Here is a 17,797-nt window from a genome sequence, read left to right as displayed (position 1 = left end):
TGCCGTGATGCAAATCCTGGAATACGACCTCGTGGCTTTCCCCGTCACCAACGCACGCATCCTCTGCGTCGAGGACGATGCCGATATCGCGCGCATGCTGGCCGAGGTGCTTGAGGACAACGGCTTCCGACCGGTGCTGGTCGGCTCGGCCGTGGAGATGGATGCGCTGCTCAAGCGCGAGAGCTTTGATCTCGTCGTACTCGACGTGATGCTGCCGGGCGAGGATGGGCTGAGCATCTGCCGGCGCCTGCGCATGTCGTCTTCGATTCCGATCATCATGGTCACCGCGCGGGGCGAGGACATCGACCGTATCCTCGGCCTCGAGCTCGGTGCCGATGACTACGTCACCAAGCCGTTCAATTCGCGCGAACTGGTCGCCCGCATCCGGGCGCTGCTGCGCCGCGTCGAGAGCGGCGCCACGTCGCGGTCACGGCCGCGTCCGCTGACCTTTGCCGGATGGCGCATCAACCCCACCACCCGTGAGCTGCATGACCCCGCGGGCGTCCGGATCACGCTGACCGGTGCCGAGTTCGATCTGCTGCTGGCGTTCTGCCGCAATCCTGGGCAGGTGCTGTCACGCGAGCAATTGATCGAGCAGGCCTTCGGCGGCCTGATCGCCTCAGTCGAGCGCAGCGTCGACGTTCATATCAGCCGCATCAGGCAGAAGATCGAACCGGATCCGAAGGACCGCTCGATGATCAAGACGGTGCGGCTCGGCGGCTACCTCTTCACGCCTGCGGTCGAGCAGATATGATGGGATGGGCGCAGCGGCTGATGCCGCGCAGCGTCGCTGCGCAACTCATGAGCCTCGTCGCGCTCTCGGAACTGATCGGCATCACGCTCGCGGCGGTGACCATCATTTTTCTGTTCGATTCTCCCTCGATCACCGACACGCAGAAGTTTCTTGCCGGGCGGGTCGCGGAGCTCACGCAGCTCGTGCGTTCCACGAAGACGCCGGCAGACGCGGATGAACTGCTGGCCGCAGCCAGGAGCGGCGGTCTCGACGTCAGGCGCGTCGCCTTAGGCGAACTGGTGCCTCGAGCAGCCGCAGAGACGCGGTCGTTTTCCATGCGAGCGTTCCGGCAACTGGCTGCGGAGCCCGGAATTGAATTGATGGAGGATCTGCGCCATCCCGCAGGCTCGTCGTCACAGGTGATCGTGAGACTCGACGATGGCCACGCGCTGATGGCCGATGTTGCGGTCAAAGGCGGCCTTTGGTCCACTTTGCTCCGCCCGCTGGCCGGGGGGACGATCATCGTGCTGATCTCGATGCTGCTGCTGTCGGTCTATGCGGTGCGTTGGGTGATCGCGCCGCTGGCCGATGTCGCGCGTGCCGCGACCTCGTTCGGCCGCTCGCCGCGGGCTCCCGAGGTGCTGCGCCGGCGCGGTCCGCTCGAGATCGCCCAAGTCGCCGACGCGCTGAACGACATGCGCACGCGTATCGCAGCGCTGCTCGACGACCGCACCCGCATGCTCGCCGCCATCAGTCATGACCTGCGGACGCCGCTGACCCGGCTCAGGCTGCGCACCGAGCGCGTCGGCGACGACACCCTGCGCCCGGCGATGCTGGGCGATATCGCCAAGATGACGCGCATGATCAACGAGACCCTGGAGTATCTGCGCGAGGATGCCCGCTCGGAGGCGGCGTCGTTCATCGACCTGCCGAGCTTCCTGCAGACCATCTGTTCGGACTTCGCCGACATGGGCCACGCGGTATCCTATGCCGGGCCGGCGCGTCTGCCTTATGCCTGCCGGCCCCGCGCGCTGTCGCGCGCCGTCACCAATATCGTGGAGAATGCGGTCAAGCACGGCAGCAAGGTCGCGGTGACGCTTCGCCCCATGGAGGCCGGCCACATCGAGATCGAGGTGGCGGATGACGGTCCGGGCATCCCAACTGCGCTGCACGACAAGGTATTCGAGCCCTTCTTCAAGGCCGACAGCGCCCGGCAGGAGGGGGGCTTCGGGCTGGGGCTATCGATCGCGCAGGATATCGCCAAGCGCCATGGCGGCAGCATCGCTTTGAGGCTGCGGGAGCCGAGCGGACTGCTCGTATCGATGCTGCTGCCGCCAAAACCCGGCCTGGCCTAGAGGGGCGAGACGAACGACGCTGATCCCGCCAGGACGCCAGGGGATCGCAGGGCGCCGGCTAAGCCCTTGATTTGGAGAGACCAATGCCCGATCTCCCCGAACCGGGCGGGAGCCGGACCCGACCCCGCCGACCTTGACGTTTGGCCGGTCTCGCAGTAGATACTCGCCACTCGCAGCCGGCCCGCTTTGATGGCGGATATCCGGCGCGGCCTAATTCCCCGAACATTCGAGCTCGTTTATCGGCTCAACCTTCCAAACGAGGGCTGGGTCCGCAAGGTCGGCTGTTCGGATTCCTTGAAACGTTGCAATCGTCCGGAGACGGACGCGGATCTCACGATGGCTTTCAGCCCGTTCAAATTCCTGCAGGAAGTGCGCTCGGAGACCGCCAAGGTCACCTGGCCGACGCGCCGCGAGACGACCATCACCACCATCATGGTGTTCGTGATGGTGGCGCTGGCCTCGGTCTTCTTCTTCGCCGCAGATCAGATCATCCGCTATCTGATTACCCTGATACTGGGCATCCACTGATGAGCATGGGAACTCAATTGATGGACAAGCGCTGGTACATCGTCCACGCCTATTCGAACTTCGAGAAGAAGGTTCAGGAATCGATCCGCGAGCAGGCCAAGCAGCGTGGGCTGGAAGAACTGTTCGAGCAGATTCTAGTGCCGACCGAGAAGGTCACAGAGGTGCGCCGCGGCCGCAAGATCGACGCCGAGCGCAAGTTCTTCCCGGGCTATGTGCTGGTGAAGATGAAGCTGACCGACGAGGCGTTCCATCTGATCAAGAACACCCCGAAGGTGACCGGCTTCCTCGGCGCGGAAAACAAGCCGATGCCGATCTCGGAAGCGGAGGCGATGCGGATCCTGCACCAGGTGCAGGAGGGCGTGGAGCGTCCGAAGGCGTCGGTGTCGTTCGAGATCGGGGAGAACGTACGCGTGGCCGACGGCCCGTTCGCTTCGTTCTCCGGCGTGGTGGAAGAAATCGACGAGGCGCGCTCGCGCGTCAAGGTCGCGGTGTCGATCTTCGGCCGCGCGACGCCCGTGGAACTGGAATTCGGTCAGGTCGAAAAGGTGGTCTGACCGGACGGCGCGGGGTATATGCCTCGCGTCAAGTCGAGAGGCCGTGGGAGGGAGGAGGCGGTCGCCAGCCCCTTCAACCGAACCACGGAACCTGAAACCGCCGGCACGTCCGGCACAACAGGAGTGATAAATGGCAAAGAAAGTGACCGGATACCTGAAGCTTCAGGTCCCGGCCGGTGCGGCGAATCCTTCGCCCCCGATCGGCCCCGCGCTTGGTCAGCGCGGTCTCAACATCATGGAGTTCTGCAAGGCGTTCAACGCGCAGACCCAGAAGGAAGAGAAGAACACCCCGATCCCGGTGATCATCACCATCTATGCGGACCGGTCCTTCACCTTCGAGATGAAGACCCCTCCGATGTCCTACTTCCTCAAGCAGGCCGCCAAGATCCAGTCCGGATCGAAGGCGCCGGGCCGTGACAAGGCCGGCCAGGTGACCAAGGCGCAAGTGCGCGAGATCGCCGAGAAGAAGATGAAGGACTTGAATTGCGACACCATCGAATCGGCCATGAAGATGGTCGAGGGCTCTGCCCGTTCGATGGGTCTGGAAGTTGCGGGGTAACGGGCCATGTCAATCGGAAAGCGTTTGAAGAAGGCCCGCGAGGGCGTCGATCGCGAGAAGCTCTATCCGCTCGCGGATGCCATCAAGATGGTCAAGGAGCGCGCCAAGTCGAAGTTCGACGAGACGATCGAGATCGCGATCAATCTCGGCGTCGACCCGCGCCACGCCGACCAGATGGTCCGCGGCGTCGTCAACCTGCCGAACGGAACCGGCCGTACGCTTCGTGTCGGCGTGTTCGCGCGCGGCGCCAAGGCTGAGGAAGCCAAGGCCGCCGGTGCCGACGTCGTCGGTGCGGAAGACCTGGTCGAGAAGGTGCAGGGCGGCGCGATCGATTTCGATCGTTGTATCGCCACGCCCGACATGATGCCCCTGGTCGGCCGCCTCGGTAAGGTGCTCGGTCCGCGCGGCATGATGCCGAACCCGAAGATCGGCACCGTGACCATGGACGTCACCAACGCCGTGAAGGGCGCCAAGGGCGGCTCGGTCGAGTTCCGCGTCGAGAAGGCGGGCATCGTGCAGGCCGGCATCGGCAAGGCCTCGTTCTCCGAGGACAAGCTGGTCGAGAACGTCAAGGCGCTCGCGGACGCGGTCTCCAAGGCGAAGCCGGCGGGCTCCAAGGGCACCTACATCCAGCGCGTGGCGGTTTCCTCCACCATGGGCCCGGGCGTGAAGGTCGAGCCGGGCACAATCCTCGGCTGAGGTCTCTGGCCGTGACGAGATAAAGAGGGGCGGGACCGGGCAACCGGTTCCGCCCTTTGTTTTGCCAAAGCGTTTTCGAGCGAAGTGGCTACCGGTTCGCGTGAAGAAAACGCGCCAAGACAAGATCTGAAGCCTCTCGCAAGAAAGAACAACAATGCCCGATAAGGTCCTGGTCTATTCACGCTTTCCCAAGGCCCAGCTGATCCGCTTCGGCGAGCGCTATGAGCTGCTGAACGCGGCGGGCAAGCGATTGGATGAAGCGTTCCCGGCGGCCGAGCTCGCCGATATCCGCGCCATGATCACCGCGGGCGGCACGGCGCTCGGCACGGAGGCCATGGACATGCTGCCGAAGCTCGGCGCAATCGTCTGCTACGGCACCGGTTATGACGGCGTCGATCTCGCCGCGGCCGCCAGGCGCGGCATCGCGGTCGGCCACAGCCCGGGGGCCAATGCGGCCTCCGTCGCCGACACGGCGGTGACCTTGATGCTGGCGTCGGTGCGGCGGCTGCTGGTGGCTGACAATTACGTGCGGAGCGGCGACTGGGCCGGTGCAAAGCCGTCGCCGATGATGCGGCCGCAGGCCGGCATGCGCGGCCGCAAGGTCGGCGTCTACGGCATGGGCGAGATCGGCCGCAAGATCGCCGCCCGCGTCGCGGCCTTCGAGACCGAGGTCGGCTATTTCAGCCGCTCGAAGCAGGACGTGCCCTATCAATACTTTCCGACGCTGGAGGCGCTCGCCGATTGGTGCTGCGTGCTGCTGGTGGCCGTCCGCGCCGGCGCCGAGACCGAGCATGCGGTCAATGCCGACATCCTGCGCCGGCTCGGCAGCGACGGGTTCGTCGTCAACATCGCGCGCGGCTCGGTCATCGACGAGAAGGCGCTGGTCGCAGCGTTGACCGACGGCGTGATCGCCGGTGCCGGCCTCGACGTGTTCGCGAGGGAGCCACATGCGCCCGATGCGCTGACGGCGTTGCCGAACGTGGTGCTGTCGCCGCATCTCGGCGGCCACACGCTGGAATCGCACGTCGCCATGCAGGATTGCGTGCTGGCCAATCTCGACGCGTTCTTTGCCGGCAAGCCGCTCGCCTATCCGGTGGCGACGGCGGCCTGACCGGAGCTTCAGCTCCGGCGCGGCGCGTGGCGCAGCTTGTCCGGGTTGCGGACGATGTAGATCGCCGCGATCCGGCCGGTCTCGCCGTCGATCGCCATGCTCAGTGTGTGGTCGACTTCGCCATCGAGGAAGATCAGCGCGCCCGCGCTGCCATTGACCATCATCGGTTCGACGCGAACCTCGCTGCCGGCGTTCTTGCCGGCGATACCGATGATGAAGCGGACGATCTTCTCTGCCCCCTTGATCGGCTTCAGCGCCGCCAGCTTGCGGCCGCCGCCGTCGGTGATCGCGATGGCATCCTCGCGCAGCAGGTTGGCGAGGGCGGAGACGTCGCCGCTGGCCGCGGCCTTGCAGAATGCCGTCAGCAGCCGTGCGTGGCCTTCGGGCGGCTCGGCGGGAACAGGGCGGTTGTCGCGGACCGATCGGCGGGCGCGCGCGGCGAGCTGCCGGCAGGCCGCCTCGCTGCGCTCGAGGGTGCGGGCGACTTCCGCGAACGGCCGGTCGAACACGTCGTGCAGCAGGAACGCGGCGCGCTCGAGGGGCGTCAGGGCGTCGAGCGCCAGCATCAGCGCGAAGGAGAGATCGTCGGCGAGTTCGGTCGCCGCCTCGGCCGACAGCGCCTCGTCGAACACCGGCTCGGGCAACCAGGCTCCGACATAGACCTCGCGCTGGGCGCGGGCGCTCTTCAGCCGGTCAAGACAAAGCCGGGTCACCACCGTGACGAGGAACGCCTCGGGATTGCGAACGTCGTCGACCGCGGCGAACCGCAGCCAGGCGTCCTGGACCACATCGTCGGCATCGCCGCGGCTACCGAGCATGCGATAGGCAAGCCCGGTCAGCCGCGCCCGATACGGCGCCAGCGGGTCGCGCTCAGGCAGCCTGCTTGATGACATCGATCTGATGGCCGGCCACGGTCACGCGGCGACACTCCCTGGCATATCCCAGCGCCAGCTTCATCATGGGGAAGATGCGGCCGATTTGTAGGGCCATGGCGAGGTCGATCACGCCTTTTTCGCCCCAGCGCGCGCGAACGGCGTCGCGGCGGGCGTCATCGTCGGTCGAGCGCTGCACGATGGCGTCGGCGAAGTGGAAGCCGAGCGCGGTGTCCGCGGTCATGGGGGCAACGTCACGACGGAGCACGGCGGTGACCTGCTGTTCCGCCATTCCGGCTCCGATCGCCATGTCGACGACCAGTTGCGCACAGGGACCGCAATCTTCCGCCAGGGCGCCGGTCAGCTTGGCAGCATAGAAGGCCTCAACCGGCGCGACCGCGCGGTAGGCGGCGGCCTTCATCGCGCCGGCGAATTTGAAGAACGCGGCGGGCGATTCCTTCAGCATGATCTCGAGATAGGTGGTGTCGTAGCCGTAGCGCCTGGAATAGGCGCGCAGCATGCGGCGCGCGATGAAGCTACGCATGTCGTTCTCCTTGATTTGGCAGGGCGGAATAGAGGGCGAGCGCCGCCGGCAGGACGACCGCCACCAGATCGGATGCGGCATGGCGGTCGTGGCCGCCGGCGATCATCACGAGATGCAGCAGGCCGTGGCCGGCCAGGAACGCGGCGCCCGCGACCGCTGCCGGCCACCAGGCCGGCCACAAGGCTCGCGCGGCCAGGCCGAGCCCGGCCGCGATGAAGGCAATGCCGACGTCCTGGGCCAAATGAGGGTTGAACGGACCGGTATCGGCGGCGCCGGGCACCAGCGACCACCAGAGGGAACCGGCCGACAGCATCACCAGCCCATTGGCGACGTTGAAGAGGGCGAGAATTCCTGCAATCCATCGTTTCATGCGAGCCTCCAGCGCCCAGACGAGCGACGGCATTGGAGCGTGACGCCTCCGGGAAGAAATTTTTCGCTGGGCCGGGCGGATCGCCGAACTGGTCTGAAATTTGCTCTTGGCAAGCAGGGCAGGACCGGCTACATAGCGCCTTCCGGGCGTGCTGGCACTTGCTGGCATGTCCGTGCTCGCAATCCGAAAACCTGAGATGATAGGAGATCATTCCTTTCCGCATGCCCGCAAGGATGCTCGAAAGGAAGGAGACCCATCGCCTCTGACGGAGTGAGAGCAGGGGCCTTCAGCGTGCTGAAGTGCCTCGATCCTGTCCAAGACTGCAGGCGCCCGCGAGAACTTCGTGTTTTCAACGGCTTAATCGCATGGCCTGCATAGACGGGTGAAGACCGGATTTTGCACTCCACGTCGCGATCAGTTCGCGGCCGGGAGGCTGGTTTGGTTCGAACCTCGACAGCCCATGGCCGCAAGGCTCTGGGAGGGCAGGCTTCTAGATGTCGTCTTGCCCGGCATGTCCGAAGGGTCTCGCGCCCAAGGATCAGGTTTAGGGCGGGACGATGGGTGCAACCCGGCGGTCCTGCCTTCGCGGAAAGGCCGCCAACCGGAAAGAGCTTGCTGTGGAACGAGCGGCAAAAAAAGAGTCGGTCGAACAACTTAACGAGGTCTTCAAGACCACGTCGGTTGCGATCGTTGCTCACTATTCCGGCCTCACCGTGGCCCAGATGCAGAAGCTGCGCATGCAGATGAAGCAGGCGGGCGCGTCGGTGAAGGTCTCGAAGAACCGTCTCGCCAAAATTGCTCTTGAAGGCACTGACGTCGCTGCCATCGGCTCCCTGCTGAAGGGGCCGACCGTGATCGCTACTTCGAACGATCCGGTTGCGGCGCCAAAGGTTGCCATCGAATTCGCCAAGGCGAACGAGAAGTTCGTCATCCTCGGCGGCTCGATGGGTAAAACCGTCCTGAATGTCGACAGCGTGAAGGCGCTTGCCTCACTGCCGTCGCTCGACGAACTGCGCGGCAAGATCGTTGGCCTCCTCGTGGCGCCGGCGACCAAGCTTGCTCAGCTCTCCAACGCGCCCGCGGCCAAGCTCGCACGCGTCATTCAGGCTCATGCCTCAAAGGGCGAAGCGGCCTGACCCTTCGCTAATCTCAAACCTGGTTCGAACCAACGTTTAAGGAACTGAACAATGGCTGACTTGCAGAAAATCGTCGACGACCTCTCGAGCCTCACCGTGCTCGAAGCGGCCGAACTCGCCAAGCTCCTCGAAGAAAAGTGGGGCGTGTCCGCCGCTGCCGCCGTTGCGGTTGCCGGCCCGGCTGCTGGTGGTGGCGGTGCCGCTGCTCCGGCTGAAGAGAAGACCGACTTCACCGTCGTGCTGGCTGGGGCCGGCGACAAGAAGATCGAAGTCATCAAGGAAGTCCGCGCCATCACTGGCCTGGGCCTGAAGGAAGCCAAGGACCTCGTCGAAGGCGCTCCGAAGCCCGTCAAGGAAGGCGTCAACAAGGAAGAAGCCGACAAGATCAAGGCCCAGCTCGAGAAGGCTGGCGCCAAGGTCGAGCTCAAGTAATGCGCGATCCGGGAGCGCCGCAGGGCGCTCCCGGGCCATGCAAACGGCGTGCGACAGGTTGTCGCGTGGCGCGACGGACACAAAAAAGTGTGGGGATCCGTGGACTTAACCCTCGAATCTCCTTTATTGCCATCCCATATCGGGTTGGCAGCGGAAAAACACGGTAGGCGGCGGGGACGGCAGGGTCCTCGGCGGAAGCCGTTGGGAGACAGTCAGATTTCGGGCTTTTTCAGTCCGTAAAGCGGAGCGTTTGGACGAGCGGGTGCAGTGATGCGCCCCGCGCGTTGTTTTGCGTTTTGGAGGTGGTCGGGGCTGGGACGGGGATTTAATTCCTGACTTAGCGCTTCGTTCCTTCGAGACGATTCGAAATTCAACCCGGGGCCGATGGCAGTCGCTCCCGGAAGGTTCGCCCCACAAAGGCGACGAAAATGAGAGGCCACGATGGCGCAGCAGACATTCACCGGTCGCAAACGCGTACGCAAGTTTTTCGGTCACATCAAGGAAGTCGCCGAGATGCCGAACCTCATCGAGGTTCAGAAGGCGTCCTATGACCAGTTCCTGATGGTCGACGAGCCGACCGGCGGTCGGCTCGACGAGGGCCTGCAGGCGGTGTTCCGCTCGGTGTTCCCGATCTCGGATTTCTCCGGCACCTCGATGCTCGAATTCGTCCGCTACGAGTTCGAACAGCCGAAATATGACGTCGACGAGTGCCGCCAGCGCGGTATGACCTTCGCTGCGCCGCTCAAGGTGACGCTGCGCCTCATCGTGTTCGATATCGACGAGGAAACCGGCGCCAAGTCGGTGAAGGACATCAAGGAGCAGGACGTCTACATGGGCGATATCCCGCTCATGACGATGAACGGCACCTTCGTCGTCAACGGCACCGAGCGCGTCATCGTCTCGCAAATGCACCGTTCGCCGGGCGTGTTCTTCGACCACGACAAGGGCAAGACCCATTCGTCCGGCAAGCTGTTGTTTGCCGCGCGCGTGATTCCGTATCGCGGTTCCTGGCTCGACATCGAGTTCGACGCCAAGGACATCGTGTTCGCGCGCATCGACCGCCGCCGCAAGCTGCCCGTGACCTCGCTGATGTACGCGCTCGGTCTCGACGGCGAGCAGATCCTGTCGACCTTCTACAAGAAGATCACCTACAAGCGGACCAAGGACGGATGGCGCGTGCCGTTCGATGCCAACCGCTTCCGCGGTTATTCGACCGTCAACGACCTGATCGACGCCGACACCGGCAAGGTGGTGCTCGAGGCCGGCAAGAAGCTGACCGTGCGCCAGGCGCGCCAGCTTCAGGAGAAGGGCCTGAAGGCGCTGCGCATGTCGGACGAGGAGCTCGTCGGCAACTATCTCGCCGAGGATCTCGTCAACCCGAAGACCGGTGAGATCTACGCCGAAGCCGGCGAGGAGATCACCGAGAAGTCGCTCAAGGTGCTGAACGAGCAGGGTTACAAGGACCTGCCGCTGCTCGACATCGACCACGTCAATGTCGGCGCCTACATCCGCAACACGCTGTCTGCCGACAAGAACATGACGCGCGAGGACGCGCTGTTCGACATCTACCGCGTGATGCGTCCGGGCGAGCCGCCGACGCTGGATTCGGCGCAGGCGATGTTCCAGTCGCTGTTCTTCGACGCCGAGCGCTACGACCTCTCCGCGGTCGGCCGCGTCAAGATGAACATGCGCCTCGAGCTCGATGCGCCCGATACCCATCGCACGCTGCGCAAGGAAGACATCCTGGCGGTCATCAAGACGCTGGTCGACCTGCGCGACGGCAAGGGCGAGATCGACGACATCGACCACCTCGGCAACCGCCGGGTGCGCTCGGTCGGCGAGCTCATGGAGAACCAGTACCGGATCGGCCTGCTCCGCATGGAGCGCGCGATCAAGGAGCGCATGTCGAGCGTCGATATCGACACCGTGATGCCGCAGGACCTGATCAACGCCAAGCCCGCGGCTGCCGCGGTGCGCGAGTTCTTCGGCTCCTCGCAGCTGTCGCAGTTCATGGACCAGACCAACCCGCTGTCGGAGATCACCCACAAGCGGCGCCTGTCGGCGCTTGGCCCGGGTGGTCTGACCCGCGAGCGCGCCGGCTTCGAAGTCCGCGACGTGCATCCGACGCATTACGGCCGCATCTGCCCGATCGAGACGCCGGAAGGTCCGAACATCGGCCTGATCAACTCGCTGGCGACGTTCGCGCGCGTCAACAAGTACGGCTTCGTCGAGACGCCCTATCGCAAGATCAAGGACGGCCGGGTCACCGACGAGGTGATCTATCTGTCGGCGATGGAAGAGGGTCGCTACCGCGTCGCGCAGGCCAACGTGCCGCTCGATGCCAAGGGCCGCTTCACCGACGACCTCGTGGTCTGCCGTCACGCCGGCGAAGTGCTGCCGGTGACGCCGGACAAGGTCGACTACATGGACGTGTCGCCGAAGCAGCTGGTTTCGGTCGCCGCGGCGCTGATCCCGTTCCTCGAGAACGACGACGCCAACCGCGCGCTGATGGGCTCGAACATGCAGCGCCAGGCGGTGCCGCTGGTTCGCGCCGAGGCGCCGTTCGTCGGCACCGGCATGGAAGGCGTGGTCGCCCGTGACTCGGGCGCGGCGATTGCCGCGCGCCGCTCGGGCGTGATCGACCAGATCGACGCCACCCGCGTCGTGATCCGCGCCACCGAGGATCTCGATCCGACCAAGTCGGGCGTCGATATCTACCGGCTGATGAAGTACCAGCGCTCCAACCAGTCGACCTGCATCAACCAGCGTCCGCTGGTGAAGGTCGGCGACATCGTCAAGAAGGGCGACATCATCGCCGACGGTCCGTCGACCGATCTCGGCGAGCTCGCGCTCGGCCGTAACGTGCTGGTCGCGTTCATGCCGTGGAACGGCTACAACTTCGAAGACTCGATCCTGCTCTCCGAGCGGATCGTGAAGGACGACGTCTTCACCTCGATTCACATCGAGGAGTTCGAGGTGATGGCCCGCGACACCAAGCTCGGTCCTGAGGAAATCACCCGCGACATTCCGAACGTCTCGGAAGAAGCGCTGAAGAACCTCGACGAAGCCGGTATCGTCTACATCGGTGCGGAAGTCCGCGCCGGCGACATCCTGGTCGGCAAGATCACGCCGAAGGGCGAGAGCCCGATGACGCCGGAAGAGAAGCTGCTGCGCGCCATCTTCGGCGAGAAGGCCTCCGACGTCCGCGACACCTCGCTGCGCGTGCCTCCGGGCGTGCAGGGCACCATCGTGGAAGTCCGCGTGTTCAACCGCCACGGCGTCGATAAGGACGAGCGTGCGCTGGCGATCGAGCGCGAGGAGATCGAGCGTCTCGCCAAGGACCGCGACGACGAGCAGGCGATCCTGGACCGCAACGTCTACAACCGCCTCGCCGAGTTGCTGGAGAACCGCCAGGGCATCGCCGGCCCGAAGGGCTTCAAGAAGGATACCAAGATCACCCGCGCGGTGCTCGACGAGTATCCGAAGTCGCAGTGGTGGCTGTTCGCCTCGCCGAACGACAAGCTGATGGCCGAGATCGAGGCCATGCGGAAGCAGTACGACGAGTCGAAGAAGGGCCTCGAGCAGCGCTTCCTCGACAAGGTCGAGAAGCTGCAGCGTGGCGACGAGCTGCCGCCCGGCGTGATGAAGATGGTCAAGGTCTTCGTCGCGGTGAAGCGCAAGATCCAGCCCGGCGACAAGATGGCCGGCCGTCACGGCAACAAGGGTGTGGTGTCGAAGATCGTGCCGATCGAGGACATGCCGTTCCTCGAGGACGGAACGCACGCCGACATCGTGCTCAATCCGCTCGGCGTGCCGTCGCGCATGAACGTCGGTCAGATCCTTGAGACCCATCTCGGTTGGGCCTGCGCCGGCCTCGGCAAGCGCATCGGCCAGACCATCGACGCCTATTATCACAAGCAGGATCTCAAGCCGCTGCGCGAGACCCTGAAGAAGATCTACGGCGAGGATGAAACCATCAAGTCGCTGAACGACAACGAGCTGGTCGAACTCGGCCGCAATCTGAGCCACGGCGTGCCGATCGCAACGCCGGTGTTCGACGGCGCCAAGGAAGCCGACATCGAGGAGATGCTGAAGCTCGCGGGCTTCGACGCCTCCGGCCAGTCGACCGTTTATGACGGCCGTACCGGCGATCAGTTCGATCGTAAGGTGACGATGGGCTATATCTACATGCTCAAGCTGCACCATCTCGTGGACGACAAGATCCACGCGCGTTCGATCGGTCCGTACTCGCTCGTCACCCAGCAGCCGCTGGGCGGCAAGGCGCAGTTCGGCGGCCAGCGCTTCGGCGAAATGGAGGTCTGGGCGCTGGAAGCCTACGGCGCCGCCTACACGCTGCAGGAGATGCTGACCGTGAAGTCGGACGACGTCGCCGGCCGTACCAAGGTGTACGAGGCGATCGTGCGCGGCGACGACACCTTCGAGGCCGGTATTCCGGAATCGTTCAACGTGCTGGTCAAGGAAATGCGCTCGCTCGGCCTCAACGTCGACCTGCACAATTCCAAGGTGGGACCGGCGTCGACGTCGGAAGCGGCCGAGTAACGCTGTGATCATGCCCGGCGCGAGACGTGCCGGGCCTTCGCACCCAGCTCGGACGTTGGGCGGGGCGCGCGCTGAATAAAAGTTTCGAATTTGCTGCCGGTGACGATCGGCACGCGAGGAGAAGACCATGAATCAAGAGATTATGAATCTTTTCAATCCGACGACCCCGGCCCAGGTCTTCGACCAGATCCGGATTTCGATCGCGTCTCCGGAGAAGATTCTGTCCTGGTCCTACGGCGAGATCAAGAAGCCGGAGACCATCAACTACCGCACCTTCAAGCCGGAGCGTGACGGCCTGTTCTGCGCGCGCATCTTCGGGCCGATCAAGGACTATGAGTGCTTGTGCGGCAAGTACAAGCGGATGAAGTACAAGGGCATCATCTGCGAGAAGTGCTCGGTCGAGGTGACGCTGTCGCGCGTCCGGCGCGAGCGCATGGGCCATATCGAGCTGGCGGCGCCGGTCGCCCACATCTGGTTCCTGAAGTCGCTGCCCTCGCGCATCGGCCTCCTGCTCGACATGACGCTGAAGGATCTCGAGCGGATCCTGTACTTCGAATACTACGTCGTGCTCGAGCCGGGTCTCACCGCGCTGAAGGATCGTCAGCTGCTGTCGGAAGACGAGTATCTGAAGGCGCAGGACGAGTACGGCCAGGATTCCTTCACCGCCATGATCGGCGCGGAGGCGATCCGCGAGCTGCTCAAGGGGCTCGAGCTCGAGAAGCTCGAGGCGACGCTGCGTGCCGACATGGCGGAGACCGACTCCGACATCAAGCACAAGAAGCTCGCCAAGCGTCTGAAGATCGTCGAGGCTTTCCGCGTTTCCGGCAACAAGCCGGAATGGATGATCATGACTGTCGTGCCGGTGATTCCGCCGGACCTGCGTCCGCTGGTGCCGCTCGACGGCGGCCGGTTTGCGACCTCGGACCTCAACGACCTGTACCGCCGCGTCATCAACCGCAACAACCGCCTGAAGCGGCTGATGGAGCTGCGTGCGCCCGACATCATCATCCGCAACGAAAAGCGCATGCTGCAGGAGGCCGTCGACGCACTGTTCGACAACGGCCGCCGCGGCCGCGTCATCACCGGCGCCAACAAGCGTCCGCTGAAGTCGCTCGCCGACATGCTGAAGGGCAAGCAGGGCCGGTTCCGCCAGAACCTGCTCGGCAAGCGCGTCGATTATTCGGGCCGTTCGGTGATCGTGGTCGGTCCCGAGCTGCGCCTGCATCAGTGCGGCCTGCCGAAGAAGATGGCGCTCGAGCTGTTCAAGCCGTTCATCTACTCGCGGCTCGATGCCAAGGGCCTGTCCACCACGGTGAAGCAGGCCAAGAAGCTGGTCGAGAAAGAGCGTCCGGAGGTCTGGGATATCCTCGATGAGGTGATCCGCGAGCATCCGGTGCTGCTCAACCGCGCGCCGACGCTGCATCGCCTGGGCATCCAGGCGTTCGAGCCGGTGCTGATCGAAGGCAAGGCGATCCAGCTGCATCCGCTGGTCTGCGCCGCCTTCAACGCCGACTTCGACGGCGACCAGATGGCCGTGCACGTTCCGCTGTCGCTCGAAGCGCAGCTGGAAGCGCGCGTCCTGATGATGTCGACCAACAACATCCTGCATCCGGCGAACGGCCAGCCGATCATCGTGCCGTCGCAGGACATCGTGCTCGGCCTCTACTACGTCTCGATCATGCGCGAAGGCCTGCCCGGCGAGGGCAAGATCTTCGGCGACATGGCCGAGCTCGAGCACGCCCTGCATTCGAAGGTCATCCACCTCCACACCAAGATCAAGTACCGGTGGGAAGGCCTCGACGAGGAAGGCAAGCACTCCAAGCGCTGGATCGAAACCACCGCGGGCCGCGTCATGCTCGGCAACCTGCTGCCGAAGAACCCGAAGATCTCGTACGACATCATCAACAAGCTGATGACCAAGCGCGAGATCTCCGGCGTGATCGATCAGGTCTACCGGCACTGCGGTCAGAAGGAGACGGTGATCTTCTGCGACCGCATCATGGCGCTCGGCTTCTACAACGCCTTCAAGGCGGGCATCTCGTTCGGCAAGGACGACATGGTCGTGCCGGCGTCGAAGTGGAAGATCGTCGATCAGACCCGTACGCTGGCGAAGGATTTCGAGCAGCAGTACAATGACGGCCTGATCACCCATGGCGAGAAGTACAACAAGGTCGTCGACGCCTGGTCGAAGGCCGGTGAAGAAGTCGCCAAGGCGATGATGAAGGAGATCTCGTCCACCAAGAAGACGGCGGCGGGCGCGGATGCCGACATCAACTCGATCTACATGATGGCGCACTCCGGTGCGCGTGGTTCGCCGGCCCAGATGCGCCAGCTCGCCGGCATGCGCGGCCTGATGGCCAAGCCGTCGGGCGAGATCATCGAGACGCCGATCATTTCCAACTTCAAGGAAGGTCTGTCGGTGCTCGAGTACTTCAACTCGACCCACGGCGCCCGCAAGGGCCTCGCGGACACCGCGTTGAAGACCGCGAACTCGGGCTACCTGACCCGCCGTCTGGTCGACGTCGCGCAGGACTGCATCATCACGCAGACCGACTGCGGCACCACGCTCGGCATCAAGATGCGCGCCATCGTCGACGCCGGCACCGTGGTCGCCTCGCTCGGCTCGCGCATCCTGGGCCGCGTGGCCTGCGATGACGTGCGCGATCCCGCCACCAACGAGGTCGTCATCAAGCGTGACACCTTGATGGAGGAGAGCCACGTCGACGCGATCCAGCAGGCCGGCATCCAGGAAGTGAAGATCCGCTCGGCGCTGACCTGCGAGCTGATCAACGGCATCTGCGCCAAGTGCTACGGCCGCGATCTGGCCCGCGGCACGCCGGTCAACCACGGTGAGGCCGTCGGCGTCATCGCGGCACAGTCGATCGGTGAGCCCGGCACGCAGCTGACGATGCGCACGTTCCACATCGGCGGCGCCGCGCAGCTCAACGAGCAATCGTTCGTCGAATCGAACTTCGACGGCAAGATCGTGATCAAGAACAAGGCGATCGCCCGCAACAGCGAAGGCAGCCTGATCGCGATGGTGCGCAACATGGTCGTTGCGATCGTCGATGCCGACGGCACCGAGCGTGCGACCCACCGTATTCAGTACGGTTCGAAGATGCACGTCGACGAAGGCGATATGGTCAAGCGCGGCCAGCGCATCGCCGAGTGGGATCCCTATACCCGCCCGGTGCTGAGCGAGGTCGAGGGCACGATCGGTTTCGAGGATCTGGTCGAGGGACAGTCGATCTCGGAAACGCTCGACGAGTCGACCGGTATCGCCAAGCGCGTGGTCATCGACTGGCGCACGACGCGCGGCGGTTCGGACCTGCGTCCGGCCATCGTGGTCAAGGGCAAGGACGGCAAGGTGATGAAGCTCGCGCGTGGCGGCGATGCCCGCTACATGCTGTCGGTCGACGCCATTCTGTCGGTCGACACCGGCGGGAAGGTGATGCCGGGCGACATCCTGGCGCGTATCTCGACCGAGAGCGCCAAGACGCGTGACATCACCGGCGGTCTGCCGCGGGTGGCGGAACTGTTCGAGGCTCGCAAGCCGAAGGATGCGGCGATCATCGCGGAGACCGCGGGAACGATCCGCTTCGGCCGCGACTACAAGAACAAGCGCCGCATCTCGATCGAGCCGATGGACAAGACCGAGGAGCCGCGCGAGTACCTGATCCCGAAGGGCAAGCACATCCACCTTCAGGACGGCGACATCGTCGAAAAGGGCGATTTCATCGTCGAAGGCAATCCGGCGCCGCACGACATCCTGGCGATCAAGGGCATCGAGGAGCTCGCTGCCTATCTGGTCAACGAAATCCAGGAGGTCTACCGGTTGCAGGGCGTGCTCATCAACGACAAGCACATCGAGGTGATTGTCCGTCAGATGCTGCAGAAGGTCGAGGTCACCGATCAGGGCGACACCGACATGATCTCGGGCGAGCAGGTCGACAAGATCGAGTTCGACGCGCTCAACACCAAGGCCAAGGAGGAGGGCAAGAAGCCCGCCACGGGTACGCCGGTTCTGCTCGGCATCACCAAGGCGAGCCTGCAGACCCGCTCCTTCTTCTCGGCGGCGTCGTTCCAGGAGACCACGCGCGTGCTCACCGAAGCTGCCGTCAACGGCAAGGTGGACCCGCTCGAGGGCCTCAAGGAGAACGTCATTGTCGGCCGCCTGATCCCGGCCGGCACCGGCGCCTCGATGGCGCGGATCCGCGAGGTCGCGGTCAAGCGCGACAAGCTGATCCTCGACGAGCGCGAGAAGCAGCAGGCGGCGATCGTGCCGACGGCTCCGGAAGCGGAGCCGCTGGCGCTGCCGCCCGCCGAATAGGCATCCGCAAGACT

14 protein-coding genes are annotated in these 17,797 nt (G+C 64.4%); 11 read left to right on the top strand and 3 right to left on the bottom strand.

Annotation, left to right across the window (positions count from 1 at the left end; translation table 11 throughout):
- Positions 1–7: 7 nt before the first annotated feature.
- From ACVMIH_RS10970 to ACVMIH_RS10940, 7 genes are all read left to right on the top strand, one after another.
- Entirely contained in the window at positions 8–754 is a 747-nt protein-coding gene (locus ACVMIH_RS10970; RefSeq protein ID WP_057019557.1) for a response regulator, read from the top strand.
- 20 nt (positions 755–774) lie between these two features.
- On the top strand, positions 775–2,088 hold the full coding sequence (locus ACVMIH_RS10965) for an ATP-binding protein (RefSeq protein ID WP_456861647.1): 1,314 nt from the start codon (positions 775–777) through the stop codon (positions 2,086–2,088).
- Positions 2,089–2,424: 336 nt separating this feature from the next.
- Positions 2,425–2,616, top strand: a complete 192-nt coding sequence (secE, locus tag ACVMIH_RS10960; RefSeq protein ID WP_028335448.1) for a preprotein translocase subunit SecE — start codon at positions 2,425–2,427, stop codon at positions 2,614–2,616.
- A 20-nt stretch (positions 2,617–2,636) separates the two neighbouring features.
- Entirely contained in the window at positions 2,637–3,170 is a 534-nt protein-coding gene (nusG, locus tag ACVMIH_RS10955) for a transcription termination/antitermination protein NusG (protein ID WP_021081670.1), read from the top strand.
- A gap of 130 nt (positions 3,171–3,300) precedes the next feature.
- Complete coding sequence (rplK, locus tag ACVMIH_RS10950; RefSeq protein ID WP_016840552.1) at positions 3,301–3,729, top strand: 50S ribosomal protein L11; 429 nt, start codon at positions 3,301–3,303, stop codon at positions 3,727–3,729.
- A 6-nt stretch (positions 3,730–3,735) separates the two neighbouring features.
- Positions 3,736–4,428 (top strand): 50S ribosomal protein L1, encoded by a 693-nt coding sequence (gene rplA / locus ACVMIH_RS10945; protein ID WP_018272150.1) that lies wholly within the window; start codon positions 3,736–3,738, stop codon positions 4,426–4,428.
- A gap of 154 nt (positions 4,429–4,582) precedes the next feature.
- Positions 4,583–5,539 (top strand): 2-hydroxyacid dehydrogenase, encoded by a 957-nt coding sequence (locus tag ACVMIH_RS10940; protein ID WP_057019555.1) that lies wholly within the window; start codon positions 4,583–4,585, stop codon positions 5,537–5,539.
- Positions 5,540–5,547: 8 nt separating this feature from the next.
- Here the strand turns inward: ACVMIH_RS10940 and sigJ are convergent, their stop codons facing one another.
- From sigJ to ACVMIH_RS10925, 3 genes are read right to left on the bottom strand one after another with little or no spacing between them, the layout of a single operon-like run.
- The gene (gene sigJ / locus ACVMIH_RS10935; RefSeq protein ID WP_141342195.1) at positions 5,548–6,432 is read right to left on the bottom strand and encodes an RNA polymerase sigma factor SigJ; all 885 of its coding nucleotides are present in this window, start codon (positions 6,430–6,432) and stop codon (positions 5,548–5,550) included.
- Entirely contained in the window at positions 6,410–6,931 is a 522-nt protein-coding gene (locus ACVMIH_RS10930) for a hypothetical protein (protein ID WP_456861646.1), read from the bottom strand. Before ACVMIH_RS10930 ends, sigJ begins: the two co-directional genes overlap by 23 nt.
- 16 nt (positions 6,932–6,947) lie before the next feature.
- Positions 6,948–7,358: a hypothetical protein gene (locus ACVMIH_RS10925; protein ID WP_456861645.1), complete on the bottom strand. Its 411-nt coding sequence runs from the start codon at positions 7,356–7,358 to the stop codon at positions 6,948–6,950.
- A 584-nt stretch (positions 7,359–7,942) separates the two neighbouring features.
- On the opposite strand from ACVMIH_RS10925, the gene rplJ reads away from it, so the two are divergent.
- From rplJ to rpoC, 4 genes are all read left to right on the top strand, one after another.
- Positions 7,943–8,461: a 50S ribosomal protein L10 gene (rplJ, locus tag ACVMIH_RS10920; RefSeq protein ID WP_028335452.1), complete on the top strand. Its 519-nt coding sequence runs from the start codon at positions 7,943–7,945 to the stop codon at positions 8,459–8,461.
- 51 nt (positions 8,462–8,512) lie between these two features.
- Positions 8,513–8,893: a 50S ribosomal protein L7/L12 gene (rplL, locus tag ACVMIH_RS10915; RefSeq protein WP_028335453.1), complete on the top strand. Its 381-nt coding sequence runs from the start codon at positions 8,513–8,515 to the stop codon at positions 8,891–8,893.
- Between the two features lie 441 nt (positions 8,894–9,334).
- The gene (gene rpoB / locus ACVMIH_RS10910; protein ID WP_057019553.1) at positions 9,335–13,453 is read left to right on the top strand and encodes a DNA-directed RNA polymerase subunit beta; all 4,119 of its coding nucleotides are present in this window, start codon (positions 9,335–9,337) and stop codon (positions 13,451–13,453) included.
- 127 nt (positions 13,454–13,580) lie between these two features.
- Positions 13,581–17,783 carry a DNA-directed RNA polymerase subunit beta' gene (rpoC, locus tag ACVMIH_RS10905; protein WP_057019552.1) on the top strand — a complete coding sequence of 1,401 codons (4,203 nt, stop codon included), beginning with the start codon at positions 13,581–13,583 and terminating at the stop codon, positions 17,781–17,783.
- Positions 17,784–17,797: the final 14 nt, after the last annotated feature.

The organism is Bradyrhizobium sp. USDA 4503 (assembly GCF_054055815.1).
The sequence above is the reverse complement of the archived record's forward strand: the minus strand, read 5'-3'. Positions and strand labels throughout refer to the sequence as shown.

Coding starts and splice junctions, on each gene's coding strand:
- ACVMIH_RS10970 (WP_057019557.1), top strand. CDS start 8: ATGCAAATCCTGGAATACGACCTCGTGGCTTTCCCCGTCACCAACGCA.
- ACVMIH_RS10965 (WP_456861647.1), top strand. CDS start 775: ATGCCGCGCAGCGTCGCTGCGCAACTCATGAGCCTCGTCGCGCTCTCG.
- secE (WP_028335448.1), top strand. CDS start 2,425: ATGGCTTTCAGCCCGTTCAAATTCCTGCAGGAAGTGCGCTCGGAGACC.
- nusG (WP_021081670.1), top strand. CDS start 2,637: ATGGACAAGCGCTGGTACATCGTCCACGCCTATTCGAACTTCGAGAAG.
- rplK (WP_016840552.1), top strand. CDS start 3,301: ATGGCAAAGAAAGTGACCGGATACCTGAAGCTTCAGGTCCCGGCCGGT.
- rplA (WP_018272150.1), top strand. CDS start 3,736: ATGTCAATCGGAAAGCGTTTGAAGAAGGCCCGCGAGGGCGTCGATCGC.
- ACVMIH_RS10940 (WP_057019555.1), top strand. CDS start 4,583: ATGCCCGATAAGGTCCTGGTCTATTCACGCTTTCCCAAGGCCCAGCTG.
- sigJ (WP_141342195.1), bottom strand. CDS start 6,432: ATGTCATCAAGCAGGCTGCCTGAGCGCGACCCGCTGGCGCCGTATCGG.
- ACVMIH_RS10930 (WP_456861646.1), bottom strand. CDS start 6,931: ATGCTGCGCGCCTATTCCAGGCGCTACGGCTACGACACCACCTATCTC.
- ACVMIH_RS10925 (WP_456861645.1), bottom strand. CDS start 7,358: ATGCCGTCGCTCGTCTGGGCGCTGGAGGCTCGCATGAAACGATGGATT.
- rplL (WP_028335453.1), top strand. CDS start 8,513: ATGGCTGACTTGCAGAAAATCGTCGACGACCTCTCGAGCCTCACCGTG.
- rpoB (WP_057019553.1), top strand. CDS start 9,335: ATGGCGCAGCAGACATTCACCGGTCGCAAACGCGTACGCAAGTTTTTC.
- rpoC (WP_057019552.1), top strand. CDS start 13,581: ATGAATCAAGAGATTATGAATCTTTTCAATCCGACGACCCCGGCCCAG.